The 21,247-nt window shown below is 60.1% G+C and carries 17 protein-coding genes and 1 pseudogene; 9 read left to right on the top strand and 9 right to left on the bottom strand.

Annotated features, from left to right (window positions below; translation table 11 throughout):
* Window positions 1-31 precede the first annotated feature (31 nt).
* From MK323_07690 to MK323_07715, 6 genes and pseudogenes are all read right to left on the bottom strand, one after another.
* A complete protein-coding gene (locus MK323_07690) occupies window positions 32-838 on the bottom strand; it encodes an enoyl-CoA hydratase-related protein (GenBank protein MCH2482043.1) in 807 nt (268 codons plus the stop codon).
* A 4-nt stretch (window positions 839-842) separates the two neighbouring features.
* The gene (locus tag MK323_07695; protein ID MCH2482044.1) at window positions 843-2,465 is read right to left on the bottom strand and encodes an acyl-CoA carboxylase subunit beta; all 1,623 of its coding nucleotides are present in this window, start codon (window positions 2,463-2,465) and stop codon (window positions 843-845) included.
* Window positions 2,462-4,261 (bottom strand): annotated as a pseudogene (locus tag MK323_07700) (DUF1446 domain-containing protein). The gene MK323_07695 and the pseudogene MK323_07700 overlap by 4 nt, the downstream one beginning before the upstream one ends.
* Before the next feature lie 36 nt (window positions 4,262-4,297).
* Window positions 4,298-5,098, bottom strand: coding sequence for a phytanoyl-CoA dioxygenase family protein (locus MK323_07705; protein MCH2482045.1), 801 nt, complete (start codon window positions 5,096-5,098; stop codon window positions 4,298-4,300).
* A 217-nt stretch (window positions 5,099-5,315) separates the two neighbouring features.
* On the bottom strand, window positions 5,316-5,690 hold the full coding sequence (locus tag MK323_07710; protein ID MCH2482046.1) for a hypothetical protein: 375 nt from the start codon (window positions 5,688-5,690) through the stop codon (window positions 5,316-5,318).
* Between the two features lie 66 nt (window positions 5,691-5,756).
* Window positions 5,757-7,241, bottom strand: coding sequence for a YdiU family protein (locus tag MK323_07715; GenBank protein ID MCH2482047.1), 1,485 nt, complete (start codon window positions 7,239-7,241; stop codon window positions 5,757-5,759).
* A gap of 303 nt (window positions 7,242-7,544) precedes the next feature.
* On the opposite strand from MK323_07715, the gene MK323_07720 reads away from it, so the two are divergent.
* Entirely contained in the window at window positions 7,545-8,312 is a 768-nt protein-coding gene (locus MK323_07720; protein ID MCH2482048.1) for a nucleoside phosphorylase, read from the top strand.
* Window positions 8,313-8,397: 85 nt separating this feature from the next.
* Here MK323_07720 and MK323_07725 read toward each other — a convergent pair whose 3' ends face one another.
* Window positions 8,398-8,718, bottom strand: coding sequence for an antibiotic biosynthesis monooxygenase (locus tag MK323_07725; GenBank protein MCH2482049.1), 321 nt, complete (start codon window positions 8,716-8,718; stop codon window positions 8,398-8,400).
* Between the two features lie 168 nt (window positions 8,719-8,886).
* Between MK323_07725 and MK323_07730 the strand changes: the two genes are divergently transcribed.
* The 4 genes from MK323_07730 to MK323_07745 are packed head-to-tail and all read left to right on the top strand — an operon-like array spanning window position 8,887 to window position 13,696.
* Window positions 8,887-9,996: a P1 family peptidase gene (locus tag MK323_07730; protein MCH2482050.1), complete on the top strand. Its 1,110-nt coding sequence runs from the start codon at window positions 8,887-8,889 to the stop codon at window positions 9,994-9,996.
* 24 nt (window positions 9,997-10,020) lie between these two features.
* Entirely contained in the window at window positions 10,021-11,271 is a 1,251-nt protein-coding gene (locus MK323_07735; GenBank protein MCH2482051.1) for a PhoX family protein, read from the top strand.
* A 23-nt stretch (window positions 11,272-11,294) separates the two neighbouring features.
* The gene (locus MK323_07740) at window positions 11,295-13,253 is read left to right on the top strand and encodes an FAD-dependent oxidoreductase (protein MCH2482052.1); all 1,959 of its coding nucleotides are present in this window, start codon (window positions 11,295-11,297) and stop codon (window positions 13,251-13,253) included.
* A gap of 32 nt (window positions 13,254-13,285) precedes the next feature.
* The gene (locus tag MK323_07745) at window positions 13,286-13,696 is read left to right on the top strand and encodes a cupin domain-containing protein (protein MCH2482053.1); all 411 of its coding nucleotides are present in this window, start codon (window positions 13,286-13,288) and stop codon (window positions 13,694-13,696) included.
* 182 nt (window positions 13,697-13,878) lie between these two features.
* On the opposite strand, the gene MK323_07750 is transcribed toward MK323_07745, so the two are convergent.
* Entirely contained in the window at window positions 13,879-14,985 is a 1,107-nt protein-coding gene (locus MK323_07750) for a class II histone deacetylase (protein MCH2482054.1), read from the bottom strand.
* A 190-nt stretch (window positions 14,986-15,175) separates the two neighbouring features.
* Between MK323_07750 and MK323_07755 the strand changes: the two genes are divergently transcribed.
* From MK323_07755 to MK323_07770, 4 genes are all read left to right on the top strand, one after another.
* Entirely contained in the window at window positions 15,176-16,795 is a 1,620-nt protein-coding gene (locus tag MK323_07755) for an AMP-binding protein (protein ID MCH2482055.1), read from the top strand.
* A gap of 116 nt (window positions 16,796-16,911) precedes the next feature.
* Window positions 16,912-17,790, top strand: a complete 879-nt coding sequence (locus tag MK323_07760) for a methylenetetrahydrofolate reductase (protein MCH2482056.1) — start codon at window positions 16,912-16,914, stop codon at window positions 17,788-17,790.
* Between the two features lie 75 nt (window positions 17,791-17,865).
* Window positions 17,866-18,978 carry a 3-isopropylmalate dehydrogenase gene (gene leuB, locus MK323_07765; protein MCH2482057.1) on the top strand — a complete coding sequence of 371 codons (1,113 nt, stop codon included), beginning with the start codon at window positions 17,866-17,868 and terminating at the stop codon, window positions 18,976-18,978.
* Between the two features lie 97 nt (window positions 18,979-19,075).
* Window positions 19,076-20,674 (top strand): 5-guanidino-2-oxopentanoate decarboxylase, encoded by a 1,599-nt coding sequence (locus tag MK323_07770; protein MCH2482058.1) that lies wholly within the window; start codon window positions 19,076-19,078, stop codon window positions 20,672-20,674.
* A gap of 81 nt (window positions 20,675-20,755) precedes the next feature.
* On the opposite strand, the gene MK323_07775 is transcribed toward MK323_07770, so the two are convergent.
* On the bottom strand, window positions 20,756-21,247 hold a 492-nt coding region (locus MK323_07775; protein ID MCH2482059.1), incomplete at its 5' end, for an iron-sulfur cluster-binding domain-containing protein.

Here is a 21,247-nt window from a genome sequence, read left to right on the forward strand (position 1 = left end):
ATCTATCCACCGCTGCGTTGACCGTCGGTCGTCAGTCCGACCAGCTGGGTTTTCGTTTTTCGATGAACGCTGAGATCCCTTCTCTGCCTTCGTCACTCAACATACCCTCGGCAAAGCGCTCTGCCGCCAGATCCAGCATCGCCTGGGGTTCGAGTCGGGCCGCTGCAAGAACCAGTTCCTTGGTCATTGCGTTCGCACCCGGTGCACAGCGCATCACCCGGGCCCTGATTTTCAGTTCTGCCTCATCCAAGGCATCCACATCGTCTACGACCTGATCTGCCAGTCCGATTCTCTGCGCTTCCTCGCCGTCGAAACGGGCAGCAGTCAGCATAAGACGCCGGGCCGCCGACAAGCCCAGGCGCTGAACGACAAACGGCGCGATCTGGGCCGGGGCAATGCCCAGCGTGGTCTCCGTCAGTGCAAACCGCGACTCGCGGGTCACCACAACCAGATCGCCTGCGCAGGCCAGGCCCAGCCCACCGGCGATGGCCGCACCTTCGACCAGGATCACGACCACCTGCGGCATCTCATTCACCAAGCGGAACAGTTCGCCTGCTCTACGACTCGCTGCCGCCACCAGTTGGTGTGACTCCGCCCCGCCCTGAAAATCTGACTGAAAAGCCTTCAGATCTCCACCGGCACAGAAGACCCCGCCGTGTCCGCGCAGGGTGATGCCTCGAACAGACCGGTCATCCTGAACCACTTGCAGGGTGTTGCGCAATTCGATGGTCATTTCTTCATTCAGCGCGTTGCGGGATTCTGGCCGGTTCAGCCAAATCGTGAGCCAAGCATGCTGGACATCCGTTTCGATGGTCCTAGTGGGCGGCAGAGCAGACATCGTCTTACAGCCGTGCAATACCAAAGCTGTTGGGCCGCAGTGTTCGATTGCGTGACTCCCAGCAGGTTTGAAGCGCAAAGCCCAGGACTTTCCGGGTATCCCGCGGATCGACCATGCCGTGATCAAGCAAACGACCTGAGGTGTAGAACGCATCGGACTGCCGGTCATAGTGCTCGATGATGGCCTGTTTCTGTGCCTCAAGCGCTGCAGTGTCGATCTCTTTGCCGCGGCGCCGGGCAGAATTGATCATCACGTGCTCCATGGTCAGTGCCGCCTGTTCACCGCCCATGACGCCGGTAGTGGCATTGGGCCAGGTGAACAGAAAATCGGGTTCATAGGCATAGCCACACATGCCGTAATTTCCGGCACCAAAACTGGCGCCGATATAGAGCGAGATCTTCGGCACTTTCACGTTGGAGACCGCCTGGATCATCTTTGATCCATGTTTGATCATGCCGGCGTGTTCATACTCTGTGCCCACCATATAACCGGTCGTGTTATTGAGAAATATGATCGGCAGGTTGGATTGATCGCATAACTGAAAGAACTGTGCGGCCTTGGTCGCACCATTGGGGTCGATGGGACCGTTATTGCCGACCAGTCCGCAGGATTGACCAAAAATATCAGCCTGGATACACACCGTCGATACGCCGTAACGGGGCTTGAAGTCGACAAAATCAGAACCATCGACAATACGCGCCACGACCTCCCGGACATCGTAGGGTTTGTGGTAGTCCAGCGGCACAACGCCGGCAATCTCGTCCGGGCTGAAGACAGGTTCCTGGAACGATCTTGGTTCAGGGCGCGGGCAGGCACTGTTCCAGTCCAGCCGGCCGATCAGATCACGTGCGATCTCAAGGCCGTGGCTGTCGTCTTCGGCCAGATATTCCACCAGTCCGGAGACCGACGCATGCATCTCCGATCCGCCGAGCTGTGCGTCTTCGGCGATCTCACCGGTCGCGGCCTTCAACAGCGCGGCGCCGGCCAGTGCCGCCATCCCGTTTTTCTTTACACCGACGACGTAATCACTCATGCCCGGCTGGTAGGCGCCACCGGCTGTTGATGGACCGTGCAACACCACAATGGTCGGTATGCCCGCAGCACTGAGGCGAGCCAGGCCGTGGAACATACCGCCACCATTGGCCCAGAGTTCGACGGTGTAGCGCATCAGGTTGGCGCCTGCGCTTTCCACCAGGTGGATCAGGGGCAGCTTCTGTTCCTGTGCCACACGCAAAACACCCAGTGCTTTGCTCACAGACGTGGTGGTCGAAGCACCGGCATTGATGCCGCTGTCGTCGACGAACACCGTACAGCGCACACCGCTGACAAAGCCGATACCACAGATCATGCTGGCCCCGGGAATACTGCTGTCCGGGTCTTGGTCATCGACCAGATAGTTGGCCATGTTGTAAAGCTCAAGAAACGGCAGGCCCGGATCCAGCAGGCCCGACAATCGTTCACGCGGCGTAAGCTGACCGCGTTCCTCAAAACGCGGGCGGCGGCGCTCCGACAGATCGTGTGCGCGTGTCTCCAGGCTGCGCAACTTCTCCACCAGGGCAAGCATCTGTTCGCGGTTGGCAGCGAATCCTTCGCTGGCGGGATCAATGCGGGAACGGTACTGGGTCATGAGATTCGCTCCGCAAGCGGCGCTGGCAGATCGATAGGCTGGGCCAGCAGGATCTGAGCATAACCTTTGCCTTGCGCGTCATTTCTCAAACTGGCAATACCGCCGCCACCGAGCACATCGTGCAGCACGAAATTGATGGCATGTATTCCGGGCAAAAGAAAGCGCTCTACCCGCCCGTCGAGAAAGTGCGAAAAACAATTGGCCACCACTTCCGGTGTCAATGCGGTCCAGATATAGGGCAGGTATTCGGCCTGGCGGGCGATGATGCCGATATTGGCCTGGTCACCCTTGTCACCACTGCGCCCATAAGCCAGCCGGATCAGCGGCACCGGGGTCAACACGCCTTGTGCTTCGGGGCACGGCGACAACGTATGCGGTACGGGCACAGCAGGTTCTGAAGTCAGAACCGGCGCAACCGTATGGTCAATGCTGTCCCCACCCCAGTGGATGCGCACGCTGAGCTCCCCTTTGGGAAGCAAAAAAGAGAACAGACGAATAACGGGTGAGGGCTTTGGCCGTCCACCGGCAAAAACGCACAAGCCCGGCGGCGTTGCCAGACCCAGACCCGTTATCTCTTTTAAAAGAACACCAATACCGGCCGCCGACCGGTGGCGGGCTGCAATCTTGAGGGTCACCTCCTGGTAATCACCCGCGTGACTGCCAAGATATTTCTCGGGCACACCGCCGAGTATCTCGATGCTGGTTTCCGTGAAATCGCCAAGCTGCTGGGCTTCGATCTGCTTGTTTGCCCGGGCGATGGCCGCGTCGGCGAATACGCTGGCTTTTGACCGGGCATTAAAACCATTGAAGGTCAGCAGCTGACCCCCTCGAAATCCATCCGCGTATGTGGCACACACCTTGTAGGCCGCCGGCGCCGTGTACCCTGCCGCACCCCGCACCAGAACCCGGTTGGGTCCCTGCTGTTCGATCCGAATTCTGGAAAAGTCACAGACCACGTCCGGCAGTACATAAGCCTGAGGATCACCGATCTCGTAGAGCGCCTGCTCCGCCACGGTGGCGACGGTAACCAGCCCGCCGGTATTCTCCGGTTTGGTACACACGAACGACCCATCGGCGGACACTTCTGCGATGGGATAACCGATATCGGCCAGTGAACCCGCTACTTTATGCCAGTCGGTAAAGTTGCCGCCCGTGGCCTGCGGACCGCATTCGAGTATGTGACCGGCGAGCGACCCCCCGGCCAGACGATCGAACTCATCGGGTTTCCAGCCGAACGCATCGATACACGCACCCAGCGTCACGGCACTGTCGACACAGCGGCCCGTAATCACGATATCAGCGCCCAGAGCCAGGGCCTGAGCGATGGGAAACGCACCCAGATAGGCGTTGATGCTCGCGATGTCTTTAGGATCTGGGAAATTCTGGTCGGAGAACATCTCAGTAATTCTCCGGTCGGCGAAGGCCCCCTTATGGGCCATCAGATCATCACCGCTGACGACAGCCACGGTCAGGTCAAGACCTGCATCATCGATAAGTTACGTGGCCGCAGCGGCACAGGTCTGGGGATTAATCCCGCCGGCGTTGGATATCAGCTTCACACCCTGAGCGGCCATGTCGGCCAGATGCGGTTGCAGTACCGCGTCGATAAAGTCCGTGGCAAAACCACGGTTCTGATCTCGTGCGTGGGCTCTTGCCATGATCGACATCGTGATCTCGGCAAGGTAGTCGTAAACGATGTAATCCAATCCGCCGGCTGCAAGCAGTTGGGGCGTGGCCATTGCGGCTTCTCCCCAGAACCCGCTGGCACCGCCGATCCTTATGGTTCGCTTTGTCATACTATCAGTGCTGCCGTGGGCGTTGACTGCTCGAGCTTATCCGACCGAACCGGATCGATGTCCGATCTCAAGATCGTTGTCCGCGTGCCGGTTCCGGCCTCTGACCAGCGAAAGTGGTATCTGGGTCCAGTCCAGTTTGCTGATCTGGCTCATATCCAGATCACGCCGCAGTACCGAGGTCGACGGCATGTAACGTATCGCAAATCCTGCCCGGCGTTCCCCCGATGGGTTCGCATCGGAACCATGCAGAAGATGCACATCGTGCAATGAGATCTGTCCGGGCTCAAGTTCCGCATAGCGGGCTTTGTCTTCCTCAAATTTTGGGTCGTCAATGATCTGATGCAGGGTCAGGTCCGGGCTGTTGTCCGTGCGGTGAGAGTAAATACCTGCTTTGTGCGAACCGGGGATGTAACGCAGCGCGCCATTGGCTTGGGTCGTCCGGTCGATCGCAACCCAAACCGTACAGGTTCGAAGTGGGCGGATCGGCCAGTACTGCGCATCCTGGTGCCACGGCACTTCCCGCCCCGTCGTTGCCTGCTTACAGAAAAGATGGGTCGCCCAATTAATGATATCGGGCCCGATCAGCTGTTCAACCATATCCAGGATTTCGTGACGAGTAACCAAGCTGGTGAAGGCACTGTGGCCAACAAGTCGCAGCGGCGGCAATCGGTCCAGATGCACATTAAACAGAAAATCCGTCGGTGTGTCGGGGTTGGCGCGAATGACGCTATCGACTGCATCATGTAGACAATCGAGCTCAGTCTCAGACAATCGAAAGTCACGCGGTATTACTAGCCCGTCTTCGCGATAACTCTCGATTTCACTCGTAGCCAGCATAACGCTCGGTAAGCTCTAAATTGACCAGAATCTCTTACCTTAATCCCGAGGGACTAAATTGGGCAAGTTTTAAGCCCAGCTGCTGCATGGGCCTGGTCGCTATGCCTCCGAATCGGCCATGCACGTCGAACAAAGCAAGATAGAACTTGCTTCCAAAAAGAAAAGACCCCGCAATCGCAGGGTCTTCTTAAAACCAGTTATGTGCTGTTGCGCGGTCTTAGTTCGAGTGGCGGGAACTCATTACGAAGAACAGTATTGCAAGAATTGCTGTCAATATCAGATTAGCAACAGCAGCCGCACCGGAGATATTTGCGGCATAAAGATCATATCCAATGTGGGCAACCCAGGCGAGATTGATTACCCCCCACAGCATGCCAGCGGAAGCAAGTTTGTTCTCGATCCAAACCGGCAGCATCAGCGCCAATATACCGGTACCAAGAAATGAGACGCCCAGTGCGCGGATAACGACTATCAGCGGCCCGCTCTCTTCCCAGCCGTACATGCCCACCGCCATCACAGGCATGAAGAACATCGAAATACCATTCAGAATAAGAATTACACCAGATATACGAAAAACAAGTGCTAGATTCATATCGTCTCTCCTATCAGAGTCAGTCCTATCTTACGGTACCCTTATTATAAGTCAGGTTTTGACTTTTCAGGTCCCGCAAAATGTCTGATGCACCACCTGTTCCGGCCGTGGGGGTTCAGCGTAGGCGTCGGCACCGGGTTGCTGCTGATAAGGCGATGCCAGTACGGTCACCAGGCGATTAAAAGGTGCCAGGTCGTCTTCACCTTCTGCAGCACGAATCGAAGCCTCGACCAGGTGATTCCGCGGAATATAGAGAGGGTTGGCCTTGCGCATCTGATCCTGGCGTTCGCTGTCGGCAACGCCGTCATGCGCCAGACGTCTCCGCCAGAGTACTGCCCACTGGTCGAACCCGTCCGGATCTTCAAACAGTGCACGCACGGGCTTGTCGGCATCATTTTGCGTCTGCGACAACGCGCTCAAATACCTGAAGGTCAGGGTGAAGTCGGCTTTGTTTCGGGCCATGCGTTCTAGCAGGTCGCTGCCGAGCGCTTCATCGCCCGCATCGACCGTGGGCAGACCCAATTTACGCCGCAGGCCAGCCGCGTAGGATGCCTTGAAACGCTCGGAGAAGGTGTCGATGGCGGCAGTGGCTTTCTCCACCGCTTCATCTTCGTTCTCACTCAACAGAGGCAAAAGCGCCTGGGCGAGACCTGCCAGATTCCAGTGTGCGATCGGCGGCTGGTTCTGATAGGCATAACGGCCCATGTGATCGATCGAACTGTAGACCGTCTCTGGATGGTAAGTATCCATGAATGCACAGGGGCCATAATCGATGGTCTCGCCGGCGATAGACATGTTGTCGGTATTCATCACGCCGTGGATAAACCCGATCAGTTGCCACTGCGCCACCAGGGCCGCCTGGCGCTCGATCACCGCACCCAGCAGTGCGAGATAAGGTTCGTCCACCGAGGTCAGGTCGGGGTAGTGTCGCTGGATCACATGATCCGCGAGCAGTGCCAGCGCCTCGGTATCGCGGCGAGCGGCAAAGTACTGGAAGGTGCCGACCCGGATATGACTGCTGGCGACTCGGGTCAGCACGGCACCGGGCAGGTTGTTCTCGCGGATTACCTGTTCACCGGTCAGCACCGCCGCCAGTGAGCGTGTGGTCGGAATACCCAGTGCGGCCATCGCCTCACTCACAATGTACTCCCGCAACACCGGACCCAGCCCCGCCCTGCCGTCACCCATCCTGGAGAACGGTGTACGCCCCGCGCCCTTGAGCTGAACATCACGCCGCTGCCCATCGCAGTCGATCAGTTCCCCCAGCAATATGGCCCGGCCGTCTCCCAGCTGGGGCACCCAGCTGCCGAACTGAAATCCGGCATAAGCCATGGCCAGGGGATCTGCATGCTCGGGTACCACGTTGCCTGCGAACACCTCGATGCCGCTTGCGCACGTCAGCTGCGCCGGGTCCAGGCTCAGCTGCCGTGCCAGGGCGTCGTTCAGACGAACAAGGCGCGGACTCGATACTGGCGTCGGGGCCAAACGGGCATAGAATCGCTCCGGAAGCCGGGCAAAGGTGTTGTCGAAGGGAAAGGTCGAGGTATCCATGATTCACGGGGTTCCCCAATCGTTTAGATCCGGGAAGCACCCGATCTTTTCAGTGATCGAACGCAGACGCAACCCCGGTGGCATTGGGGATATCGGGACACATAGATTATTTTCCACCAACAAATCTAAACGCCTCAGACACGACGACGGCAAAATGATGGGTATTGGGCAACACACCAGGTGCGCCATCCCGCTGGCTTTTGGCCTTTCTGAACACGGTTTTCACTATACTGACTGTCTTCAGAAATGCTGTTAACCGAAAAGCCGAACACAAAACGTTAGGGAAAATAAGGCACCAAGCAGATGACGCTGCAGTACCACCTCCAATTAAATAACGGCGATGTTGGCCGTTACGTGCTGCTGCCGGGTGATCCAGCGCGCTGTGCCCGAATTGCTGAGTTTTTCGACGAACCACAGTTCATCGCTCAGAACCGGGAATTCACCACCATTTCGGGCTATCTGAGCGGTGAACAGGTCTCCGTCACCTCCACCGGGATCGGCTGTCCCTCGACAGCCATCGCAGTCGAGGAACTGATCAAGATCGGTGCCGATACGTTTATTCGAGTTGGCACCTCCGGTGGCATACAGCCCGGCACGCAAACCGGCGACATCGCCATTGTCACGGGTGCGATACGCGATGAAGGCACCACCCGCCAATATCTGCCGATCGAGTTTCCCGCGCTGGCTGACCCAGAGATCGTGCTGACCCTGCAGGAAAGTGCACTCGAACTGGGGTTTCCTTTCCGCGTCGGCGTTAGCCATTCCAAAGATTCGTTTTACAGCGAGATAGAACCCGACCGACAACCGCTATCGTCACAACTGACACAACGATGGCAGGCATGGCGTGCCGCGGGGGCGATCTGTTCGGAGATGGAAGCATCCGCCCTATTTATTCTGGCAAGCCTGCACGGTAAACGCGCCGGCGGCGTCATGACCATGGTGGCCGAGAACGAAGGCCTGCCGACCGATCAGGACGGGGAGGAACAGTTCCACGGAGACCGGGCCATACGCACGGCAATCGATGGGGTCAAACGATTGATCGAAAAAGACCGGCGCACTGCAACAAGTTGAGAATTGTTGAATCAGTGAGGGTGACCGGCAGCTGCACGACAGGCGCTCGGGGAGAAGACTTGGGGGCTATGCAGCTGAGCCTGACTCAGTTCAGCAACTGACCCTTAGGGACTGAATTGATCTCCTGGCCGGCCATCCAGCGGCCCTGGAAGTGGAAGTCTTCAGCATCCATCTTGGCGAAGAAAGTCTTCGGGTCATCACCGTCTATATGCGCCTTGTGTGCATCGGCATCCTTGAAGACCTGGGTGTAAAGAAATACGTTCGGCTGATCCAGTGGCCGACACACATAAAAACTTTCCATGCCGGGCTGGTTCTGAAGGCAGTTGTAGCGGTACTCGTTGATCAGCGCCTCAATTTGCTCGAGATCGCCTTCCACGACCGCTGTGACGTGAACGATATAACTCATCTTAGTGCGTACTGTAACAAAATTTTTGCAGCGATCCACTTCCGGCTAAAGTCCCAACGAACAGAATCAGACAAGTCACGAAAACCGTGGCAGATCGTTTATAAAATGTTTAAATCAGGCCCAGCATAGGCCAGGCTGGATACCGAAACCGCGATAGGGAACCCAAACATGACCAAATCCAGAGGAAGAACGCTGGGGCTCGATTTTCCCGGTACCCCCGGTACCGACAATGCCATCACCGATGTCGCAGGCGTTGCGGTCGGCTACACCACCGTGATTGAGGGCGAAGGTGCCCTGCAACCTGGCAAAGGCCCGGTACGGACCGGTGTCACCGCGATTCTGCCCAAAGGTCATAACCCCGAACCCCATCCGGTCTGGGCCGGTGCTTACGCTTTGAACGGCAACGGGGAGATGACTGGCACCCACTGGATCCACGACGGGGGTTATCTCATTGGACCGGTCTGTATTACCAACACCCACAGCGTCGGCATCGTCCATCATGCCGCTGTGCGCTGGATCATCGAGACCTACCGTGAGACCTGGGGCGAGGAACATTTGTGGGCGATGCCGGTGGTGGCTGAGACGTACGATGGCGTTTTGAATGACATCAACGGGCAGCATCTCACAGAAAGTCACGCGCTGGACGCGATGCGCAGCGCCAAGCCAGGCGCTGTATCCGAGGGCAACGTCGGCGGCGGTACCGGCATGATCTGTTACGAATTCAAGGGCGGTACCGGTACGGCATCGCGCCGGATCAGTATTGACCGTCAGGACTTCACGGTCGCGGCCCTGGTACAGGCCAACCACGGGATCCGTCCCTGGCTCACGATCCTGGGTGTGCCGGTCGGGCGCCACCTGACAGACGACCGACTCCTGCCCCGCCGTGAACAGGGTTCGATCATTGTGATCCTGGCCACCGATATACCGATGATGCCGCATCAACTCGATCGACTTGCACGGCGGGCCGCAATCGGCATTGGCCGGGGTGGCACACCGGGCGGAAATGGTTCCGGTGATATTTTTCTCGCCTTCAGCGTGGCCAATCCGATGCCGCTGTCGCAGGTCAACCGGGCGTTCCTGTCATTCGACTGGGTCAACGACGAGCAATGCGATCCCATCTACCTGGCTGCTGTCGAGTCAGTGGAGGAAGCGGTCGTCAATGCGCTGCTGGCAGCCGAAGACATGAACACGCTGCGGCCGGCCGGACACATCTGCCGTGCCCTGGATCATGACCAGCTGATGGCCGTCATGAAGCAGCATGGCCGTGGCGGTGGATAGCCCCTATTTAGACTGCACGCGCAGATGAAGATCACACGCCGTACCTTACTCGCCTCCAGTGCTGCACTGATTGCGGCGGGCAGCGCACTGACATGGCTCTACAACCGGCCCCGGATTGTGGGCAGTCTGGGCGACCTGTTGATCGACCCGAAGGGTATTCTGGATCTGCCGAGCGGGTTTTCGTATCAGATACTCGAGCGTACCGGTGCGTTGATGAGCGATGGTTACCCCATGCCCGACTTGCCCGACGGCATGGGTTGTTTCCCAGGCTCCAAAGGCCAGTGGATTGTGGTGCGCAACCATGAAATTCATCAAGGTCAGGCCGCTGACCACACACTGGCCTACGATCCGCAGCGCGGCGGCGGTGTCAGCCGCGTCGTGGTCGACGCGAAATCCGGCCAACGGCTCTCCAGCAACCTGCTGTTGACGGGCACGTCCCGCAACTGTGCCGGGGGCCCGTGCACCGAAGGCTGGCTGAGCTGCGAGGAAATCGACGAGCCTGATCACGGTTACGTTTTTCTGTGTGACCCGGCGGCGGATACGCTGCAACCAGCGCGGCGGTTGCCCTCTCTGGGGCGTTTCCCACACGAGGCCGCGGCCTTTGACCCTGCGTCGGGCATCACCTATCTGACCGAAGACACTGCCGACAGCGCCATCTACCGGCATGTGCCCGAAAGGTCGGACCAGCCGTTTTCAGCCGGTACACTGCAGGCTCTGAAGCTCGTGGATACCGACCGCGCCGACCTGTCGGCAGAGCAGCAGGTCGGCGATCGGTTGACTGTCGACTGGGTCACCATTGATGACCCACAGGCCCAGTCGATACCCACGCGTCATCAAGCCCAGGCCCGAGGCGCGGCAGTGCTGTCGCGCGGTGAAGGGATGTGGTCCAGCCCGGGCGTTGTATACCTCGCCTCCACCGATGGCGGCCCGGCGCGGCGCGGACAGATCTACCGTCTCGATATCGCACCGCCCGGCGAACAAGACCGCTTAAGCCTCGTCGCCCAGGCGGAAAACGATAATGCAATGGCGAACCCGGACAACCTCACGATCGCCCCCGGGGGTGATGTCTATATCGCTGAAGACGGCAGTGAGCCCAATCTGATCTGGCAGCTGCGATCCAATGGTGATATTTTTCCCATCGCCCGAAACGCCCTGAGCGGTGAGGTTACAGGACTTTGTTTTTCACCCGATGGCAACTGGCTGTTCGCCAACCTGCAGAAAGAAGGTCTGACCCTCGCCATCCGCGGACCCTTCAACGACCGCACACCAGGCTGAGCCACGCACAGCAGAGGAGAAATATGCACAACCGGCTACTCGAACCGATTCAGATCGGACCGCGCAGACTGCGCAACCGCATTTTTATATCCGCCCATGTGCCCGGGTTCGCTGATCAGGGCGCGCCCGGCAAACGCTATATCAGTTACCATCGACAGCGGGCTGCTGCGGGCGTCGCGATGCAGATTACCGGCGGCACTGCTGTACACCGTTCGGGCTTGCTCACGACTGCACCCAGTGCCCTGGTCAACCTGGACGACACCATCATTCCCGGTTACCAGTCACTGTCTGATGCGGTCCAGGGTGAAGGCGGCACCATGCTCGCCCAGCTGGCCCATTCGGCCGGCACCCTGTCGGCTGAACTACTGGGCCAGCCTTCGTGGGCACCGTCACCGGTGCGCAGTGCGCTCACCGGCAATGTCCCCCACGAGATGAGTTCGGCGGAAATCTTGGAGATCATCGATGCCTTCGTCGCCGCAAGCGGCCGGGTCCGGGCCGGCGGCCTGGATGGGATCGAGCTCCTGTCGGCCTTCGGGTTTCTACCGCACGCCTTCCTGTCACCGCTGAACAACCGGCGTACTGACGGCTACGGCGGTTCACTGAAGAACCGCATGCGGTTTCTGCTGGAGCTGGTCGAAGCCTGCCGTCCGGCCATCGGTGAAGACCGGATCCTCGGCATCCGCATTCCCGGATCAGACATGACGCCCGGCGGCCTTGAAATCAGCGACATGCAGGCTGTTGCGCAGGCACTCGAGAACACGGGCCAGGTGGACTACCTCAACGTGATCGCCTACAACAACTCACTTCGGTTTGGCCGGGCACTGCATTGGCCTGCCACACCGGCGGGCCATGAACTGTTCACCGAACTGTCCGCTCAGATCAAAGCCGTCGTCAGCCTGCCAGTGCTGGTTGCCGGCCGCATCACGCATCCCGATCAGGCCGAAGCCGTGATCGCCAGCGGCCAGGCCGACATGGTGGCAATGACCCGGGCCCATATCACCGACCCGGAAATCGTCCGCAAGATCACCGAGGGCCGGGCCGACGACATCCGGCCCTGCGTGGGGGCCAACACCTGTATCCGCGCCCGATTCCAGGGACGCCCGGTTCGCTGCATGCACAATCCCTACGTTATCAGCCGCAACACCGACCACTCACCTTCGTCCTCTAACGACCTGCCGCCAGTCACCGTGGTCGGGGCCGGTCCGGCCGGCCTGGAGGCCGCCCTGACCGCTGCACAGCGGGGTCACTCAGTGCGGTTGCTGGAACGCAGCGGCGAATATGGGGGTCAACTCAGGCTGTGGAGCCGTGTTGAGTCGCAGAAAGAACTCGCAGCCGTCATCGACTGGCGGGTCAGGCAACTGGACAAGCTCGGCGTTCACCCCGAGTTCAATCAAACCGTAACGGCCGATCAACTCTTGAACATCGATGACGGCATCATTGTGATGGCCACCGGTGCTGAAGCTGTGGCGGACGCAATTCCGGGCGACGGCAGTGTTGTCCAGACAACGCCGGTGGAGCTGCTGAACGACCCCGGCCTGTTCACGGGTCGCGCATTGATCCGCGACCAGGGCCGCGGTCTCAGCGCCCTGGTTGCCGCCGAAGCACTGGCCGCACAGGGTAGTAACGTCATTGTGGTCACCGATGAACCCGCCGTCGGCCTGGATCTGGACCTCACGGTCCGGGTCCCGGCCTACGACCGCCTGCTTAACAGCGGCGTTGAGTTCCTGCCCAACCACAAGATCGCCGCGTTCGAAGACGGCGCTGTGAAGCTTCAGCATGTCTTTACCGGTCAGCAAACCGTGTTGCCATCGATCGATGTGCTGGTCGATGATCACATCATGCGCCCGTGCGATGACCTGATGAAAGCGCTGGCGGGTTCAGACCGGATTGTGCGGTCCGTCGGCGATTGCGTGGCGCCGCGTACCGTCGAAGCCGCCATACACGAAGCCGCCCAGGCCATCGCCCAGCTGACGCCAGCTTAATCCCGAATTCTCCTGATCGTGAGGACATACTGATGCCACAGGTAATCGACATTCAGCGGGAAATGGACGCCCGTACATTTCTAGAAGGCCGGCATGTCGACACGGCGCCTGAAGAACTGGAGGCCGCTTTTGCGACGCTGGCGCACTACCGAGACGGCGGCATATTCGCCGGCGGATTTTCCGGGATCAGTCGCTGGGAGCGGCATCGTAACGGTGATGAGATCGTCCACGTCCTGGGCGGCGCAACCCGGTTGACCATCATGAGCCAGAGCAACGCGGAATCATTCGAACTCACAGCCGGCATGATGATCATCGTGCCCCAGGGGTGCTGGCACCGGTTCGAATCGGAGTTCGGGGTCCAACTGATGACGGTCACTCCCCAACCCACCGATCACACCGGGGCAGACGACCCAACGGATACCGATGAGGACCGCGTCTTATAGCCAGCAAGTCTGCGCGGTCGTATTGACAACATTCTGGCGTTCGCCCGGCAGCTGCTCCGGCTGACGCGCGACAAGTAACCCAAGCAAGTGCGCTTTGTCGAGGCGCTGCCGCGCAACGCCACCGGAAAAGTGCTCAAACGCGAGCTGGTGCCCGACAGCAACAATTGATTGTGGCCTGTCGTCTAGGTCCTGAGTACATCCAGTAACGCTTCGGCCTGTTGGATCACCGCGTCCTGGTGGGGCTGCAGATCCTGCCCGCCAATCTGCTCGAAGACCTCGAGTAACGGGTCATCGATATCGGTCTTGATCCCGGACAACTCTTCGAGCACCGCCAATCCCATGTAGGGCACGGTCGATGCGTCATAGCCGCCCTCGTGACACATCATCAGGCGACCGCCGCACACCTGATCTGCCGTGCGCATCAGTTTGGCGGTGAGTTCCCGGTAACCACGTGAATGCATCAGCTGCCGGCCGAGCGAATCATGGATCCCGGCATCAAATCCCGAGGGGACGATGATCAATTCCGGCGAGAACGCCTCAAGGGCCGGAACCACGACCCGGTCGAACACCGCCTCATAGGCCCCGTAACCGGATCCCGGCGGCAGGGGAATGTTGAAATTGAAGCCCTCACCCGCCCCGGCACCGCGTTTGTCCATGCCGCCGCTGTGCAATGGAAACAAATTCTGCTGGTGAATGGAAATGGTCAGCGCCCGGGAGTCTTCCCAGAACGCCGCCTCCGTACCGTTGCCGTGGTGCACATCCCAGTCCACATAGGCGATGCGCTCGAGACCCCGATGGTTCATTGCGTGCAGACCGGCGATCGCACCGTTGCAGAAGATACAGAAACCCATGCCCATGTCTGCCTTCGCGTGATGTCCGGGCGGCCGCACCAGGGCATAGCCATTGTCAACGCGCTGATCCAGCAGCGCATCGACCAGTTCGATCACGCCGCCCGCGGCCAGCAAGGCGATGTCATACGAACCCACCCCCATCGGCGTGCCGATACCGGCCTCGCCGCCAGTCTCGTTCAGGATCTTCATACGAGCCAGATGGTCAGGCTCGTGCAACATCAGTATTTCCGCTTCGGTCGCGGGCCGGGGCGAGATTGCCACCAGCTGTTCCGTCAGGCCGGCGACATCCAGCAGGTTCTTAAATCGCCGTTTGGTCTCGGGATGTTCCGAGTGCTCATACGGCTGTACCTGTAAGCCAGGCGGCATCACCCCGGCATATTTTCCGGTGTTGTGCCACATGTACAGCTCATGCCAGACCAACCCTGTTCTGCGCGACATGGGGTATCCTCAACGTATGATGTTTTCAGCAGCTGATTGGTTCCTAGCATGACACAATCTGTTTTGAAATTCGCCCAACTCGTGCTTCATCAAAAATTCGACACCCACGTACGTCGACTACTATCCGAACTATTGTTCTGCTACCGAATATTTCACTAACACTACGGAAGAAACACAGTAGCCAAACTTCATGAACAGCGTCTTCGAGGTCTTCCAGGCAACCGCTGCACGACGTCCGGATGCCCCGTTTCTGTGTGTCCCGGCCAGGGCGCAGCGCGACTACTGCCCTGAAGGAGCTGAGTTTTCCTATCAGTGGATGCTGGACCAGGCCCTGGCCGCGGCCCGCGCCTATACAAAAGCCGGTTACGGCCATGGCCACCGCATTGCCCTGCTGCTGGAGAACCGTCCTGAATTTTTCGTGCAGTATCTCGCGCTCAACAGCCTCGGCGTGGCGATCGTGCCGGTGAATCCGGACTACCGCCACCATGAAATCGTCTATCAACTCGACCACGCCGATGTGGTCCTCGCGGTGGGCATCTCAAACCGGGTGGCTGACCTTGAACAAGCCAGCGAGCGCTGCACCCTGCAACCGCCGGCCGTCGATGTTGCGCGGCTGCCGGACGAAACGCTGCCCAGCGCGGGTCAACCGCCACCCCGGGCGACCACAGCCATCGACCGAGAGACCGAATGCGCCATGCTCTATACCTCCGGCACCACCGGGCGACCCAAAGGCTGCCTACTCACCAACGACTATTTCATCACGGCCGGCGAGTGGTACCTGACCCTCGGCGGAGAGGCCGCGCTTTTAGGTGATTCCGACCGAGTACTGAACCCCCTGCCGCTCTACCACATGAACGCGCTCGCGGTCACTGCCACCAGCATGATGATTGGCGGTGGCTGTCTGATCTCGCCCGACCGTTTTCACCCCAAGAGCTGGTGGAACGACGTTGTCTCTACTCGAGCAACCGTGATCCACTACCTGGGCGTGGTGCCGCCGCTGCTGATGAACCTGCCGGCGAGCGATGCGGAATCGAATCACAGCGTTCGCTTCGGGGTCGGTGCCGGTATTGACCCGGACCACCACGCGGCCTCTGAAACACGATTCGGCTTTCCCATGGTGGAGGTCTGGGGCATGACCGAAACTGGCCGGATTTTTGCCGACAACCACCCACCCCGACAGGTGGGCACGCGCGCCTTCGGCAGACCGATGAGCGGGCTTGAAGCCCGCGTGGTAGACGAGCACGACCAGGATGTTGCCGTAGGCACACCCGGTGAGCTGCTGGTGCGACACAGTGCCGCTGACCCCCGCCGCGGCTTTTTCTCGGCATACCACAAAAATGAGCCAGCGACCGCTGAGGCCTGGTACGGCGGCTGGTTCCACACCGGCGATACGGTCCGCCAGGACGAAAAGGGCACGCTCTACTTTATCGATCGCAACAAGAACATCATCCGCCGCTCGGGCGAAAACATCGCCGCCGGTGAGATCGAAGCAGCGCTGCAGGCCCACACTGCAGTCGCCCAGGCCGCGGTGATCGGGGTGCCCGACGACCTGCGGGAAGAAGAAGTCTTTGCCTGCATCGTGGTGATGCCGGACGTTGATTCTGACGAGACGACTGCAAGGGCGCTTTTTGACTGGTGCATGCAACGGCTGGCGTACTACAAGGCACCGGGTTATGTGCTGTTCCGCGAGTCACTGCCCACTACCGGCACGCAGAAAGTGCAAAAGACCCTGATCTTCGACCCCGACACAGACCCCACAACAGAACCCGGCTGTATCGATTTGCGGAATGCCAAACGCCGCGGCAATTGACACTGCGACCGAAGAACCGTTGACGGGCCGGTTTTGCGCCCTATCATGTCGGGCACTCGCCGGACCCGATCCAGGCATCCGGCATCCTAGAAGGCGACGCAGCGGAGATACGCACGATGGGTAAGCTGGCTAAGGCTTTGAAGTCTTCATCGTTTGTGGTGACCAGCGAACTCACCCCCCCGAAAGGCACAGATCTTGACGAGCTCTTTGCCAAGGCCGACCTGCTGCGCGATCTCGTCACAGCATTCAACCTGACCGAATCCCATGCCGCCCGCATGGCCATGGACCCGGTTGCCGTCGGCCACCTGCTGATCGACCGCGGTATCGAGCCCATCGTGCAGATGACCTCACGCGACAAGAACCGGCTGGCCATTCAGGCCAGCATCCTCGGTGCGGCGGCGCTGGGTGTCTCCAACGTGGTCTTCATGGGCGGTGATCCCCCGAAGAACGGCGATCATCCGGACGCCAAACCGGTATTCGACCTGTTCGCCTCACAATTACTCGAGGCCGCCTGTGCCCTCAACAACGGCACCGATCTCAGCGGCAATGCGCTTAAAGGCACGCCGCAGCTCACCATCGGCGCAGTGGCCAACCCGGGCGCCAGCGACCTGGCGCTCGAGATCGACAATATGAAGCGCAAGGCCGATGCGGGCGCTGAGTTTTTTCAGACCCAGGCGATCTACGACGTAGCCGCGTTTGACCGGTTCATGACCAAAGCCAAACCGGAAAAACCGGTGCTGGCCGGCATCATCCCGATCAAATCGGTCAAGATGGCGCAATACATGAACGACAAGATCCCGGGCGTCGATATCCCGCAGGACCTCATCGATAAAATCGACGCGGCCGGTGACGACAAGGCCAAGGTCGCCGACATCAGTATCGTGATTGCCAGCAACACGGTCCGTGAACTGCGTGACATGACGCGCGGTGTGCATGTCATGGCCATCGGCTGGGAAGACAAGATTCCGGCGATCCTGGATCGCGCTTCCGCCTAGGACGCAGCTGGTCATCGACTGGATCAGGGCGAACACACACGGCAGATAAACCCGGAACCCAGCCCGGCGCACACCGTGAACGCTTCCACATTCAGTGTCCTGGTCCTCGGCGGCGATGGTATCGGACCTGAGGTGACTGATGCGGCCGTCGCGTGCATGGAACAAGCCGCCGGGGCGAACGGCCTTCGAATCGATCTCGAACACGATCTGCTGGGCGGTGCAGCCTACGATGAGCACGGTGTGTTCTGCACTGACGACACCGCGGACAAAGCAACCCGGGCCAACGCTGTGCTGGTGGGCGCAGTCGGTGGCCCTAAATGGGATCAGATCAAGATCGACGGCGGGCCGCAAGATAAAGACGGCCTGATGCGCCTGCGCCACACGCTGGATGTGTATGCCGGCCTGCGCCCGGCGCGGGGCCACCCGGCATTAACCCACGCCACACCGTTTCGGGAGGGCCTGGCTGAGCAAGCCGACGTGATGGTGGTTCGCGAGCTCTGCGGCGGTGCGTTTTTTGCCCAACCTCGCGGGATTGAGCCTATTAAGGGCGGCGGCTTCCGGGCGTTTGACACCAACCTCTATACCACGCCCGAGATCGAGCGCATTGCCAGGGTCGCCTTTGCGCTGGCCCGACGCCGCCGCGGCCGCGTCACCTCCATCGATAAAGCCAATGTGATGCAAAGCTATGTCCTGTGGCGGCAGGTGGTCGAGGACATCGGCCGCTCTGAATACCCCGACGTCGAGCTCGAACTGCTCTACGCAGACAATGCGGCCTACCAGCTGATGCAGCAACCGGCCCACTTCGATGTGATCCTGGGGGACAACCTGTTCGGTGACCTGTTCTCCGATCTCGCCGGCACGATTACAGGCTCTCTGGGCATGCTGCCGTCGGCATCGCTGCCCGGCCTGACCCGGACGGCCGACGCCGGCGCGGCGGCGATCTACGAGCCGGTCCATGGCTCGGCACCCGATCTCACCGATCTGGGCATGGCCAACCCGATCGGCGCCATACTCAGTGTGGCGATGATGTTTGAATTCAGTTTCCACCAGCCTGCTGTGGCGCGGGCTATCGAACAGGCCGTGGACCGCACCGTGCAGCACGGTACGCTGACACCGGACCTGGGCGGCCAAGCAACGACTGAGCAGGTGACTGAGCAGGTGCTAACGCACCTGGCACAGGCTGACTGACTCCCCTGGAATCCCTCATAATCTGAACGGTGTCGCACCGGTGGCCGGCCGCCAGTGTGAACCCGATCCAGAAGATGAAAAGTACGGAGCAAACACCATGACACGATCGGTCAGCTGCGGCGAAGCGCTCATATCACTGCTGGAGAGTTACGAGGTAGATACCGTCTTCGGCATTCCCGGTGTGCATACCCTGGACCTGTACCGCGGCCTCGCCCACAGCAACATCCGACATGTACAGGCGCGCAACGAGCAGGGCGCCGGCTTCATGGCCGACGGCTATGCGCGCCTTGGCGGTAAACCTGGGGTGTGTGTGCTGATTTCAGGTCCCGGTGTCACCAACGCCTGCACACCAATGGGCCAGTCCTTTGCCGATTCCATTCCGGTGCTGGTGATTTCGAGTACCACCGCCAGCTACAGTCTGGGCAAAGGCTGGGGCTGCCTGCACGAGGTCACCGATCTTGAAGCGGTCACCCGCCCGCTGACCGCACTCAGTGCCACCGCCCGCTCACCCGATGACCTGGAAGAACTGATCGGGCAGGCGTTTTCTATTTTTGCCTCTGAACGGCCGCGACCGGTCCACATTGCCGTGCCTATTGATGTCCTGGCGCAACCAGTCAGCACGACCTGGCAGCGCAGGACAGTACCCAGCCGGCCGGCGCCGGCGGGTTCTGCAATCCGCGAAGCGGCTGAACTGCTGCGACAGGCCGAGCGCCCACTGATCTATGCCGGCGGCGGCGCGGTGGGCACCGCACCCCTACTCACACAGATAGCCGAGCGCCTGGATGCCGCCGTGATCACCACCACCGCCGGTAAAGGCGTGGTGCCCGATTCCCACCCACTGTGTATCGGCGGCGGCATCGTCCGGCCCCAGGCCCGGGACTTTCTAGCCCAGGCCGATGTCATTCTCGCCATCGGCACTGAAATGTCCGAGACCGACAGCTTTGTCGAACGGATGGCACTGAACGGCCAGTTGATCCGCATCGACATCGATTCACGAAAGATGAACGACCTCTACCCCGCCGCGATCGGCATCGTGGGAGACGCGAGCCTCGCCGCCCGTGAACTACTGACCGCACTGGGGGAGCAGACCCAGAATCACGACACCGCGGGCGAAGTCGCTGCCGTGTGCCGCTCACTGGTCGATGACCTGACGGACAGTGAGTCTCGCCACATCCGCCTGCTTGACGCACTGCGCGAGGTATTGCCGGGCGATGCCGTCATTGCCGGCGACATCTGTCAGGTGGTGTATACCGGTGCGTTCGCCTTTCCGGTGGAGCAGCCGCGGCAGTGGCACTACCCCGCCGGCTACTGCACGCTGGGCTGTGGTCTGCCCAACGGCATCGGCGGCAAGCTCGCGCTGGGTGATACACCGGTGGTGGTCCTCGCTGGCGACGGCGGCTTTATGTTCACCGTGCAGGAACTGATCACGGCTGCTGAACTGCGGCTGTCGCTACCGATCATTGTCTGGAACAATGCCGGCCTCAAACAGATCCGGGATGACATGACACAACGTAAAATACCGGCTGTGGGTGTCGACGGCATCAATCCGGACTACCTACAACTGGCAGCCGCCTGTGGCTGTAAGAGCAACCGACCTGACAGCGAAGCCACGTTCCGATCGGCGGTCACCGATGCGCTCACTGCCGACGTGCCGACATTGATCGAGGTCTTTGAAGACAGCGACTGGCTCAGCTGATCTACCCAGGCTATCGTGACGACTGCCTGAAGCCATGCAGCCACCGTGGACCGGCGAGCGGGCATCTAATTAGGTTTAAAGCTAGAGATCGAGTATCAGCGTCTCGCCGTCGGCAGCGCGTGAGACACAAATCATGATCGACTCGTTGGCCAGCTTTTCAGCGCTGCTGAGCACATGATCCCGATGATCGGCCTCCCCGCCCAGAAGTCGCGTCCAGCAGCAGCTGCACAACCCATCTTCACAGGACGTCTCGACGGCGACACCTGCGTCCCGTACCACCTCGAGGATGGACCGCTCGGGGGGCACGCTGAGGGTCATTTTCTGCCGGGACAGAAAGACATCGAAAGCCTCGTTGGGCAGCTCGTCGGTAGCCGGTTCGACGGCAAACAGTTCCGAATGAAACGCCTCTTCGGGCCAGTGACTGCTGTGCAGCCGGGCACTCTCAACCAAACCCGCCGGGCCGCACACATAAATGTGCTGGCCCGTAACCGGGTCCGCCAGCAAAGCTTGGACGTCCAGCCCTGTGGCCGGATCACCGCCGTCGTGATGAAACGTGACCCTGGGGCCAAACAC

Source organism: Gammaproteobacteria bacterium, from assembly GCA_022450155.1.
Classification (GTDB): Bacteria; Pseudomonadota; Gammaproteobacteria; order Arenicellales; family UBA868; genus REDSEA-S09-B13.

Bases quoted from the DNA above. Each gene is read 5' to 3' on its own strand.
- MK323_07695 (MCH2482044.1), bottom strand. From the start codon at position 2,465: ATGACCCAGTACCGTTCCCGCATTGATCCCGCCAGCGAAGGATTCGCT.
- MK323_07735 (MCH2482051.1), top strand. From the start codon at position 10,021: ATGAAGATCACACGCCGTACCTTACTCGCCTCCAGTGCTGCACTGATT.
- MK323_07705 (MCH2482045.1), bottom strand. From the start codon at position 5,098: ATGCTGGCTACGAGTGAAATCGAGAGTTATCGCGAAGACGGGCTAGTA.
- MK323_07750 (MCH2482054.1), bottom strand. From the start codon at position 14,985: ATGTCGCGCAGAACAGGGTTGGTCTGGCATGAGCTGTACATGTGGCAC.
- MK323_07755 (MCH2482055.1), top strand. From the start codon at position 15,176: ATGAACAGCGTCTTCGAGGTCTTCCAGGCAACCGCTGCACGACGTCCG.
- MK323_07715 (MCH2482047.1), bottom strand. From the start codon at position 7,241: ATGGATACCTCGACCTTTCCCTTCGACAACACCTTTGCCCGGCTTCCG.
- MK323_07760 (MCH2482056.1), top strand. From the start codon at position 16,912: ATGGGTAAGCTGGCTAAGGCTTTGAAGTCTTCATCGTTTGTGGTGACC.
- MK323_07725 (MCH2482049.1), bottom strand. From the start codon at position 8,718: ATGAGTTATATCGTTCACGTCACAGCGGTCGTGGAAGGCGATCTCGAG.
- MK323_07770 (MCH2482058.1), top strand. From the start codon at position 19,076: ATGACACGATCGGTCAGCTGCGGCGAAGCGCTCATATCACTGCTGGAG.
- MK323_07740 (MCH2482052.1), top strand. From the start codon at position 11,295: ATGCACAACCGGCTACTCGAACCGATTCAGATCGGACCGCGCAGACTG.
- MK323_07720 (MCH2482048.1), top strand. From the start codon at position 7,545: ATGACGCTGCAGTACCACCTCCAATTAAATAACGGCGATGTTGGCCGT.
- MK323_07745 (MCH2482053.1), top strand. From the start codon at position 13,286: ATGCCACAGGTAATCGACATTCAGCGGGAAATGGACGCCCGTACATTT.
- MK323_07690 (MCH2482043.1), bottom strand. From the start codon at position 838: ATGTCTGCTCTGCCGCCCACTAGGACCATCGAAACGGATGTCCAGCAT.
- MK323_07730 (MCH2482050.1), top strand. From the start codon at position 8,887: ATGACCAAATCCAGAGGAAGAACGCTGGGGCTCGATTTTCCCGGTACC.
- MK323_07710 (MCH2482046.1), bottom strand. From the start codon at position 5,690: ATGAATCTAGCACTTGTTTTTCGTATATCTGGTGTAATTCTTATTCTG.